9 protein-coding genes are annotated in these 10,337 nt (G+C 68.2%); 3 read left to right on the top strand and 6 right to left on the bottom strand.

Translation table 11 applies throughout. The annotated features are described in order from the left end of the window. Positions 1-8 precede the first annotated feature (8 nt). A complete protein-coding gene (gene pyk / locus G154_RS04435) occupies positions 9-1,427 on the top strand; it encodes a pyruvate kinase (protein WP_019511467.1) in 1,419 nt (472 codons plus the stop codon). Positions 1,428-1,436: 9 nt separating this feature from the next. Continuing rightward, positions 1,437-2,303: an acyl-CoA thioesterase II gene (locus G154_RS04430; RefSeq protein ID WP_019511468.1), complete on the top strand. Its 867-nt coding sequence runs from the start codon at positions 1,437-1,439 to the stop codon at positions 2,301-2,303. Here G154_RS04430 and G154_RS04425 read toward each other — a convergent pair. The 6 genes from G154_RS04425 to G154_RS04400 form a co-directional block, all read right to left on the bottom strand. Beyond that, a complete protein-coding gene (locus G154_RS04425) occupies positions 2,300-2,746 on the bottom strand; it encodes a hypothetical protein (RefSeq protein ID WP_019511469.1) in 447 nt (148 codons plus the stop codon). The two genes, G154_RS04430 and G154_RS04425, sit on opposite strands and share 4 nt — an antisense overlap. Before the next feature lie 11 nt (positions 2,747-2,757). After that, on the bottom strand, positions 2,758-4,263 hold the full coding sequence (locus G154_RS04420) for an ATP-binding cassette domain-containing protein (protein ID WP_023985957.1): 1,506 nt from the start codon (positions 4,261-4,263) through the stop codon (positions 2,758-2,760). After that, a complete protein-coding gene (gene cydD, locus G154_RS04415; protein ID WP_023985956.1) occupies positions 4,250-5,854 on the bottom strand; it encodes a thiol reductant ABC exporter subunit CydD in 1,605 nt (534 codons plus the stop codon). Before cydD ends, G154_RS04420 begins: the two co-directional genes overlap by 14 nt. Positions 5,855-5,904: 50 nt before the next feature. Next, positions 5,905-6,954: a cytochrome d ubiquinol oxidase subunit II gene (gene cydB, locus G154_RS04410; protein ID WP_019511472.1), complete on the bottom strand. Its 1,050-nt coding sequence runs from the start codon at positions 6,952-6,954 to the stop codon at positions 5,905-5,907. Positions 6,955-6,964: 10 nt separating this feature from the next. Continuing rightward, on the bottom strand, positions 6,965-8,413 hold the full coding sequence (locus G154_RS04405; protein WP_019511473.1) for a cytochrome ubiquinol oxidase subunit I: 1,449 nt from the start codon (positions 8,411-8,413) through the stop codon (positions 6,965-6,967). A gap of 100 nt (positions 8,414-8,513) precedes the next feature. Then, positions 8,514-9,167 carry an HdeD family acid-resistance protein gene (locus tag G154_RS04400; protein ID WP_023985955.1) on the bottom strand — a complete coding sequence of 218 codons (654 nt, stop codon included), beginning with the start codon at positions 9,165-9,167 and terminating at the stop codon, positions 8,514-8,516. 247 nt (positions 9,168-9,414) lie between these two features. On the opposite strand from G154_RS04400, the gene G154_RS04395 reads away from it, so the two are divergent. Beyond that, positions 9,415-10,332 (top strand): ABC transporter substrate-binding protein, encoded by a 918-nt coding sequence (locus G154_RS04395; RefSeq protein ID WP_023985954.1) that lies wholly within the window; start codon positions 9,415-9,417, stop codon positions 10,330-10,332. Positions 10,333-10,337 lie beyond the last annotated feature (5 nt).

Below are 10,337 nucleotides of genomic sequence, written 5' to 3'. Positions count from 1 at the left end.
CACCAGACGTGAATAGACGCGGAAAAATCGTCTGTACCCTCGGCCCTGCCACCGCCACCGACGAGTCCGTGCGTGACCTCGTCGAGGCGGGCATGGATGTGGCGCGGCTGAACTTCAGCCATGGTGACCACGCCGACCACGAAGAGTCCTACCGCCGGGTGCGGGCGGCCTCCGATTACACCGGACGCGCCGTCGGCATCCTTGCTGACCTGCAGGGACCCAAGATCCGGCTGGGTCGGTTCGCCACCGGGGCCACGTTGTGGCAGGCCGGCGAGACGGTGCGCATCACCGTCGACGACTTCATGGGCACCCACGACCGGGTGTCCACCACCTACAAGCAGCTGGCCGTGGACGCGGCACCCGGTGACCGACTGCTCGTCGACGACGGCAACGTCGGACTGATCGTCGAGCACATCGACGGCAACGATGTCGTCTGCCAGGTCACCGAGGGGGGCCGGGTCAGCAACAACAAGGGCCTCTCGCTGCCCGGCATGAACGTCTCGGTGCCTGCGCTCTCGGAGAAGGACATCGCCGACCTGGAGTTCGCGCTGCGCCTCGGTGTCGACCTGGTGGCGCTGTCGTTCGTGCGCTCACCGGCCGATATCGAGCTGGTGCACGAGGTGATGGACCGGGTCGGCCGCCGGGTGCCCGTCATCGCCAAGCTGGAGAAGCCCGAGGCCATCGAGAACCTCGAGGCGATCGTGCTGGCCTTCGACGCCATCATGGTGGCCCGCGGTGACCTCGGCGTCGAACTGCCCCTGGAAGAGGTTCCGCTGGTGCAGAAGCGGGCCATCCAGATGGCTCGCGAGAACGCCAAACCCGTCATCGTCGCCACCCAGATGCTGGAGTCGATGATCGAGAACTCCCGGCCTACCCGGGCCGAGGCCTCCGACGTCGCCAACGCGGTGCTCGACGGGGCCGACGCGGTGATGCTGTCCGGTGAGACCTCCGTCGGCAAGTACGCCCTGGAGGCGGTGCGCACGATGGCTCGCATCGTCAAGGCGGTGGAGTCGAACTCCACCGAGGCGCCGCCGCTGACCCACGTCCCGCGCACCAAGCGTGGTGTCATCTCCTACGCGGCCCGCGATATCGGTGAGCGGCTGGAGGCCAAGGCGCTGGTGGCGTTCACCCAGTCCGGTGACACCGTCCGCAGGCTGGCCCGGCTGCACACACCGTTGCCGCTGCTCGCGTTCACCGCGCTGCCCGAGGTGCGCAGCCAGCTGGCGCTGACCTGGGGAACCGAGACCTTCATCGTCCCGCACATGCAGACCACCGACGGGATGATCCGGCAGGTCGACCAGGCGCTGCTGGACCTGGGTCGCTACAAGCGCGGCGACCTGGTGGTCATCGTCGCGGGCGCTCCTCCCGGCACAGTAGGCTCGACCAACCTGATCCACGTGCACCGGATCGGTGAGGACGACCACTAGGGGAGCGACTTGTCGGCGGAACATCTCGAGGAACTGCTGACGGTTCTGGCGCTCCGCCCGGATGGTGAGGATGCGTTCACCGGATCGCACCCGAGCCGCAACCCTGTCCGGACGTTCGGCGGGCAGATGATGGCCCAAGCCTTCGTCGCCGCCAGCCGCACGGTGTCGCCGAAGCTGCCGCCCAGCACGCTGTCGATGCATTTCATCGCCGGTGGTGATCCCACGAAAGACCTGCATTTCCAGGTTGTTCGGTTGCGTGACGAGCGTCGTTTCGCCAACCGGCGCGTCGACGTGACCCAGGACGGTGTGCTGCTCGGGACGGCGCTGGTCTCGCATCTGGCGGGCGGGCGCGGACTGGAGCACAACGTGCCTGCCCCACAGGTGCCGCACCCCGACGGATTGCCGACCATCGAGGACTTGCTGGTCGGCTACGAGCAGACCGTTCCGTTGTTCGTCGAGGCGCTCAAGCCCATCCAATGGCGCTACACCAACGACCCGGCCTGGGTGATGCGGGACAAGGGTGACCGGCTGGAGCACAACCGGGTGTGGATGACCGCCGACGCGCCGATGCCCGAGGACCCGGTGCTGCACGCCGCGGCGCTGGTGTACTCCTCGGACACCACGGTGTTGGATTCGATCATCACCACCCACGGGCTGTCCTGGGGTTTCGACCGGATCTTTGCCGTCACGATGAATCATTCGGTGTGGTTCCACCGACCGATCTGCTTCGACGAGTGGGTGCTCTACGCCACCTCGTCACCGGTCGCGGCCGATTCCCGGGGGCTGAGCAGTGGGCATTTCTTCGACACCGACGGGCGGGTGCTGGCGACCATCGTGCAGGAAGGCATCGTCAAACACTTCCCCGGCGCGGGCTAACCCCTGGCGGTTCCCAGGCCGGAGATGTGCTCGATGCGGTCACGAAATTCGTTCTCGCACTTCTGCTGTGCAGCAGGGTCCGGTGATGTGCCCGATTCGCCGATCGCCTTCTCCATGCAGCCGAGGTAATCGCCCACCCCGGCATCGCCGAGAAATCCCGACCACACCGGTACGGCCGCGATCCCGACGACCACCGCGAGTGCGCCCAGCGCCATGCCCGCGGTCGCGACCGGGCCGTTGTCGGCCTCGCCGCGACGCGCGCGGCGGCGGCCGCTGACACCGAGGACCACCGCGATGATGCCGCCGACGACGCCGCCGATCACACTCCACGAGAACACCAGCGCCGCCACCGCCACCACGAACGCCCCGGCGCCCACTCCGTTGCGGGGTCCGGTCTGTCGGACCGGGTACGGCGGCGCCGCCGCAGCGGGCTGGTAGCTCATGAAGGGCCACGTTACCCGGCAGGTTGCGGCATCCGGATCGTCGGGCAACCGAGGTGTTCGGGTAGGTGATGGGTGGCCACCACGACGGCTCGATGGGCGGCGAACAGGCCGTCGGGGGTGAGTATCGCGGTCAGGAGTCGGTCACTGTCGGCGGCGTCGAGATGCTCGGTGGGCTCGTCGAGCAGCACGATCGGAAAATCGGTGATCACCGCCCGCGCCAGCAGCAGACGACGACGTTGGCCTGCCGATACCGCGGCCACACCTCCGGTCAGCACGGTGCCCAGCCCGTCCGGCAGGCCGGCCAACCACTCGCCGAGCCCGACCTGACTCAGGGCGGCTTCCAGCTCGGCGTCGGTGGCATCACCGCGGCCGACCAGCAGATTGTCGCGCACGGTGGTGTCGAACAGGTGCGCGTCCTCGGCGAAGAATGCTGCGGTGACCGGGTTTTCGGGATACTTCGCGGCGATCGCCATGAGCATGGTGGTCTTACCGCTGCCACTGGGGCCGACGACGGCGATCCGGTCACCGGGGGCTGCAGCGATGGCCGGGACGGCCGGCCGGACCCGGCCGGTGGGATCGGCAGCGGTCAGCTCGGCGAGCTGCTGCGCCGCCAGTGTCGAGCGCACCCATTGCGCGGCGGCCGCCGGCAGCGCGCTGGTGGCCTCGAATGCCGACAGCGGGAGCAACATCAGGATGGCCAGTGCCGTCGGTGTGGTGTGGTCGGCGAGCAGGATGCCGATGAGCACGGCCCCCAGCACCGATACCCCGACTGCGGCGGTGGACACCGCGGCCGCGGCCGCCGCCGGTGCGGCCGCCCGGTCGGTGGCAGCACCGAAGTCTCGGTGCGCGCGTTCGGATTCGGCGATGACCCCGGCCAGGCGCCCCGCCACGCGGAGCTCGTCGGCATGCTCGAGGGCGACCAGGGTGGCGGTGTCACGCGCACCGTGATGCCGGGCGGCCAGCAGTTCGGTGGCCGCGGCCGCCCGCCCGGCCAGTGCGGGCGCCAGCACACCGGCGACGAGCAGGCTGGCGGCCAGCACCAGCGCCGCTGCCGGGGAGATCACCGCGATGACGCCCACTGCGGCGACCGAGAGCACGGCGGCCACACACATCGGCAGGACCGACCGCACCAGCACATCGGCAAGTTCGTCGACCGAGTTCCCGACCCTGGCCACCAGCTCGCCGCCGGCTATCCGCAGCACCGATTCCGCTTGCGCGGCGACCAGTCGGCGGTACAGCCCGACCCGGGCATTGCCCGCGGCGCGCAGCGCGGCGTCGTGGATGGCCAGCCGCTCGCAGTAGCTGAAGATCCCGCGCGAGATCCCCAGCGCGCGGACGGCCACCACGGCTACGGTCAGATCCAGCACCGGCGGCATCTGCCAGGCCCTGGTGATCAACCAGGCGGCCACGGCGGCCAGGGCCAGTGCGCTGCCCAGTGCCAGCGTCCCGAACAGCACCGCCAATGCCAACCGGGGCAGCCTGGGACGCAGCAGCGCGATGACCTCACGGATGGACATCGACGGCACCTCCCAGCGGCACGACCCGGTCGGCGATCCCCAGCACCGGAGCGCGGTGACCCACCACCACGACCGTGCATCCGGCCCGCGCCCTGGACCGAATGGATTCCAGGACAATCATTTCGGCATCGGCGTCCAGATGTGCGGTCGGCTCGTCGAGTAGCAGCACCGGGGCGCAGGATCCCAGCGCGCGCGCCAGCCCCAGCCGTTGCCGCTGCCCGAGCGACAATCCGGTCCCGTCCCTGCCGATCACGGTGTCCAGTCCGTCGGGAAGTGTCGCCAGTACCGAACCGAAATCCGATGCCCGGCATGCGGCGTCGAGGTCGACGAGCGGTCCGAACAGTTCCAGGTTGGCCCGTATGGTGCCGGGTAGCAGTGCGGGCCGTTGCGGTAGCCAGGCCACGCGGGTCCACCACTGGTGCCGATCGATCTCGGCCAGATCGGTGCCGTCGATGAGAACCTGCCCGGCGTCGGGTTCCAGCAGACCCAGGATGGCCTGCAGGGTGGTGCTCTTGCCCGCCCCGTTGGGTCCGGTGAGCACGGTGACCGCACCGGGCCGCAACGATTCGGACAGGCCGTCCGGGGCGGCACCGTCGCGACCGCGCACCGTCAGGTCGCGCAGGTCGATCTCGATGTGCTCACCGGTGCTGTGGTGCGTTCCGTTCGGCCTGCTCGGATGCGTCTGGAGCAGGTGCAGCGCGGCGTCGGCGGCTGTCTTGCCGTCCTGGGCGGCATGGAACTGCACTCCGACCCGGCGCAGCGGCCAGAAGACCTCGGGGGCCAGCAGGAGCGCGGTCAGCGCCGCCACCAGTGTCATATCGCCGAACACCAGGCGCAGACCCACGTTGACCGCCACCAGTGCGACCCCCAGGGTGGCGATGAGTTCCAGCACGGCCGCCGACAGGAACGCGATGCGCAGCGTCTGCATCGCCGAGCGCCGGTGCGCGGCGGCCAGGGTGGCGATACGGTCGGCGGGTCCGCCGGCGCGGCCGAGGGCGCGCAGGGTGGGAATGCCGGCGACCAGGTCAAGTAACCGGGACTGCAATGTCGTCATCGCGGCCAGGGCGGCCGCCGAGCGGTCGGCGGTGAGCTTGCCGATCAGCACCATGAACAGCGGGATGAGCGGCAGGGCGATCGCCACCACCGCGGCGGCCTGCCAGTCCGCGACGGCGATGACGACAACGGTTGCCGGGGTGAGGATTCCGGCCAGTGCGACGGTGGGTAGGTATCCGGTGAAGTACGGCCGCAGACCGTCGAGCCCGCGGGTCACCACCACGGTGGCCTCGTCGAGTACCCGCTGCCTGCGCTGCGGGTCCATCTCGGTCACCGTGCGCAGCACCCGCGCCGACAGGTCGCCGATCGCCGCCGTGGCGGCACGCTGGCTCAGCCGCGCCTGCAGCCATTGCGCCACCACCCGGATCACCCAGATGGCCGCCAGCGCCCCCAGGTGCAGGCGCCAGTGGGCCAGGCTGCGGGTGGCCGGTTCGGTGATGACACCGGCCACGATGTGGGCCAGGATCCAGGCGGCGGCGATGGTGGCCGCCGCGATCACCGTGCCGTAGGCCACCATCGCCGCGATATAGCGGCGCATGCCCGCCTGGGTCGAGCGAAGTGCCTCCGGCAGTCCCGGTGCGGTCGAACTCACGGTATACGCGGTGAGAGCCCGGCCGGGTCGGGGATGCGCTCAGCCGAGATGCGTTGCCGGAACACCCAATACGTCCAGCCCTGATAGATCAGCACGAGCGGGGTCACCAGCACCGCCGCCCAGGTCATGATGGTCAGGGTGTACGGCGAGGACGAGGCGTTCTCGATGGTCAGGCTCCACGCCGGATCCAGCGTCGACGGGATCAGGTTCGGGAACAGGCTGCCGAAGATCAACACCACCACGGCCATCACCACGGCGGTGGTCAACGCGAACGACCAGCCGTCACCGCCGTCGCTGAGCACCAGCATCACCACCCCGAGCTGGCAGATCACCGCGACGCCGAGGACCAACCAGGTCCAGTCGGTGCCGTAGGACAACTGGGTCCACAACCCGAAGGTGGCCAGCACCACCGTGACGGGTATGGCCAGCCTGGCGGCGAAGCGCCGGGCGTCGGCCCGCACCGCGCCTTCGGTCTTCAGGGTGATGAACACCGCCCCGTGCAGCAGGAACAACCCGCAGGTGGACAGCCCGCCGAGCAGTGTGTACGGGTTGAGGATATCGGCGAAGCCCAGGTCGATCTGATGGTCGGCGTCGACCGGCAGGCCGCGCACCAGAGCCGCGAAGGCGACACCCCACAGCACGGCGGGCACCCAGGAACCGACGGCGATCCCGATATCGGCCCAGCGTCGCCACTGTGGATCGTCGACCTTGCCCCGCCATTCGATGGCGCAGATGCGCACGATCATCGAGAGCAGGATGGCCAGCAACGGTAGGTACAGCCCGGAGAACATGGTCGCGTACATCCCCGGGAAGGCCGCGAACATCGCACCGCCCGCGGTGATCAGCCATACCTCGTTACCGTCCCAGACCGGGCCGATGGTGTTCAGTACCGCGCGGCGATGTTTGTCGGGGTCGCCACCTATCCGCCGCGCACTACGTCCCAGCGGCGCCATCAGCATGCCGACGCCGAAGTCGAAGCCCTCCAGCACCAGGAAGCCCGTGAAAAGGACTGCCAGAGTGATGAACCAGAAGATCTGAAGGTCCATGGCACGCCTCCTAATACGCGAACGAGAGTGGCTTGACCTCGTCCTCACCGGGCGGTGTCGGCGGGATGGGTTCGGTGTCGTGCTCCAGCGGGCCCTCGACGACGTAACGGCGGATCAGCCAGAACCAGATGACCGCGAGCAGCGCATAGATCGCCGTGAAGACGATCAGTGAGGTCAGCACGGTGGCCACCGAGTGGTGTGAAACCCCTTGCGACACGGTCAATCGCAATACCGGGTCGCCGGTTGGATTGGGGGCCACCACCCACGGCTGACGGCCCATCTCGGTGAAGATCCACCCGGCGCTGTTGGCCAGGAACGGGGTGGGCAGGGTGAGTAGCGCGAACGTGCCGAACCAACGTTGGTGGGGGACCCTGCCGCCGCGGGTGAGCCACAACGCGGTCAGCGCGAACAGCATCGGGACTGCGAGGAAACCGATCATGGCGCGGAATGACCAGTAGGTGACGAACAGGTTGGGCCGGTAGTCACCGGGCCCGAACTTCTGCTCGTAGGCGGCCTGCAGGTCCTGCACGCCCTGCAGTTCCACGCCGCTGAACGTGCCCTCGGCCAGGAACGGCAGCACGTAGGGCACTTCGATCAGGTGGATGACGCTGTCGCAGTTGTTGTGGGTTCCGACGGTGAGAACGGAGAAGTTCGGGTCGGTTTCGGTGTGACACAACGATTCCGCCGAGGCCATCTTCATGGGTTGCTGCTGGAACATCAGCTTGCCCTGCACATCACCGGTGTAGGTCAGCGCGGCCGCGGAGGCGAAGGCGATCAGGCAGCCGAGGATCGCGGCGGGGCGATGCATGGTGCGTGCGTCGGGACCGTCGGGATTGCGCACCATCCACCAGGCGCAGACGCCCGCGACGAAGGTGCCTGCGACCAGGAACGCACCGGCGACGGCGTGCGGGAAGGCCGCGAGCGCGGTGTTGTTGGTGAACAGCTCGGTGATGCTGGTCAGTTCGGCGCGCCCGGTCTCGGGGTTGTAGCGCGCGCCGACCGGATGCTGCATGAACGAGTTCGCGGCAATGATGAAGTAGGCAGACGCGTTGACCGCGAAGGCGACGATCCAGATGCAGGCCAGGTGTACGAGCTTGGGCAGCCTGGTCCAGCCGAAGATCCACAGCCCCAGGAACGTCGATTCGAAGAAGAAGGCGACCAGCCCCTCCATCGCCAGTGGGGCACCGAAGACGTCACCGACGAATCGGGAGTACTCGCTCCAGTTCATCCCGAACTGGAATTCCTGCACAATGCCGGTGGCCACGCCGAGGGCGAAGTTGATCAGGAAGAGCTTGCCGAAGAACCGGGTGAGTCGATACCACGCGGTGTTGTCGGTGACGACCCAGATGGTCTGGAACACCGCGATCAGCGGCGCGAGACCGATGGTGAGCGGCACGAAGATGAAGTGATAGACGGTGGTGATCCCGAACTGCCACCGTGCGACATCGAGCGCTTCCATGGGCACCAACTTCTCGGCTGTGGGTCGAGCTCCCTTGCTCGACTACGACAGAGTGTAGTAGGTCGATGGTCCCGCCGCGCGTAATCGTGGTGCGGATTACTCAGCTGGTCGGTGGATCCGTCGGCGCGGCCGGCGCTGTCGGTTCGGCGGCCACGGTCTCGGTGGCCGGTGCGGGTGCGGCCGGTGTCTCGTGGACGGAGTCCCGCTTGTTCCAGGCCGAGCGGATGCCCAGCGCGGTCACCACCTCCATCACGCCGATGACGATCAGCCAGATGCCCGTGACCAGGGCCAGTGTGCCGATCGACTCGAACGGTGCGGCCAGCACCACGATGCCGGCGATCAGGCTGATGACGCCGAGGAAGATGTTCCAGCCGCGTGCGGGCAGGGTGGGATCGCTGATCGCCGAGACCGCCGTCGCCACGCCGCGGAAGATGAAGCCGATACCGATCCAGATGGCCAGCAGCAGCACCGCGCTGCCCAGCTGGCGGAACGCCAGCACCGCGAGCACCACCGAGGCGGCACCGCTGATGAACAGCAGCACCCGGCCACCGGCCGAGACGTCGAGGCTGAACGCGAACACGACCTGCGCGATGCCGGTCACCAGCAGGTACGCGCCGAAGAAGATGGCGGCGATCAGGACCGAGATCCCTGGCCAGGCCACCACCGCGATACCGAGGGCGGCCGCCAACACACCTGAGATCAGCGTCGACTTCCACAGGTGCTGCAACAGGCTTGGGGGAGCAGGGGTTTGCATGTGGTGAGTGTCGCACACGGGATGACCGTGCCGCCGGGCATTGTCGCCAGGTAGTCGGCGTTTCTCGGGCAGTTCGGCCCCGGCCATCGCGCGAGTCAGATCGGCGTTCGGCCGACTCGCACGTTACGGCTCCACTACTGTTCCGTTACCGGCGCTGCGCGCCGGATCATCGGTCGTTAACGTCTTCGGCTGGAGCTGTCGACGGACCAGACCGTGACGGCTCGGCAACAGAAAGTAGAGGCACACCGTGTTGGGTGGAATCCAAGAGCGCCGGACCAGGCTCTGGCGCTACGCCGCCGTGTTCGCTGCGACCGGCGCGCTGGCGCTGTCGGGGTGTTCGAGCTCGGAACCGAGTGGTGGGCAAGAGTCCCCGACGGCGGCCGCTCCGGCCGAGAAGGTGGAGGCGATCGCCAACACCGTCCCCGAGGCCATCAAGGCGTCCGGGAAGCTGATCGTCGGCGTCAACATCCCCTACGCACCGAACGAGTTCAAGGACGAGTCCGGCAAGATCGTCGGGTTCGACGTGGACCTGATGAACGCCGTCGCCGGGACGCTCGGGCTGGAGCCCGAATACCGCGAGGCCGACTTCGCGAAGATCATTCCGTCGATCCAGGGCGGCACGTTCAACGTCGGCATGTCCTCGTTCACCGACAGCAAGGAGCGCGAGCAGCAGGTCGACTTCGTCACCTACTTCTCGGCGGGCACGCTGTGGGCCCAGCCCGCCGGTGGCTCGATCAATCCGGAGGATGCCTGCGGCAAGAAGGTCGCCGTCCAGGCGACCACCGTCCAGGAGACCGACGAGTTGCCCGCGCGCAGCAAGAAGTGCACCGACGAGGGCAAGCCGGCCATCGACATCATCCCGTTCGACAGCCAGGACGCCGCCACCAACGCGGTGGTGCTCGGCCAGGCCGACGCCATGTCGGCGGACTCGCCGGTGACGCTGTACGCCATCAAGCAGACCAACGGAAAGCTGGAGCAGGCCGGCGAGACGTTCGATTCGGCGCCCTACGGCTGGCCGGTGGAGAAGGGTTCGCCGCTGGCGCAGTCGCTGCTGCAGGCCCTGGAGCACCTCATCGAGAACGGCAAGTACAAGGAGATCGCCGCGAACTGGGGTCTTGAGGAGGGGATGATCGACAAGCCGGTCATCAACGGCGCGGTCTCCTAGCGATA

The sequence above is a fragment of the Mycobacterium sp. VKM Ac-1816D genome (assembly GCF_000416385.1).
Lineage (GTDB): Bacteria > Actinomycetota > Actinomycetes > Mycobacteriales > Mycobacteriaceae > Mycobacterium > Mycobacterium neoaurum_A.
This window is presented reverse-complemented; position numbering and strand designations above follow the sequence as displayed.

What these genes read in the sequence shown, in the direction of transcription:
- G154_RS04420 (WP_023985957.1), bottom strand. Translation starts at nt 4,263, where the DNA reads ATGTCCATCCGTGAGGTCATCGCGCTGCTGCGTCCCAGGCTGCCCCGG.
- cydB (WP_019511472.1), bottom strand. Translation starts at nt 6,954, where the DNA reads ATGGACCTTCAGATCTTCTGGTTCATCACTCTGGCAGTCCTTTTCACG.
- G154_RS04405 (WP_019511473.1), bottom strand. Translation starts at nt 8,413, where the DNA reads ATGGAAGCGCTCGATGTCGCACGGTGGCAGTTCGGGATCACCACCGTC.
- cydD (WP_023985956.1), bottom strand. Translation starts at nt 5,854, where the DNA reads ATGCGCCGCTATATCGCGGCGATGGTGGCCTACGGCACGGTGATCGCG.
- G154_RS04425 (WP_019511469.1), bottom strand. Translation starts at nt 2,746, where the DNA reads ATGAGCTACCAGCCCGCTGCGGCGGCGCCGCCGTACCCGGTCCGACAG.
- G154_RS04400 (WP_023985955.1), bottom strand. Translation starts at nt 9,167, where the DNA reads ATGCAAACCCCTGCTCCCCCAAGCCTGTTGCAGCACCTGTGGAAGTCG.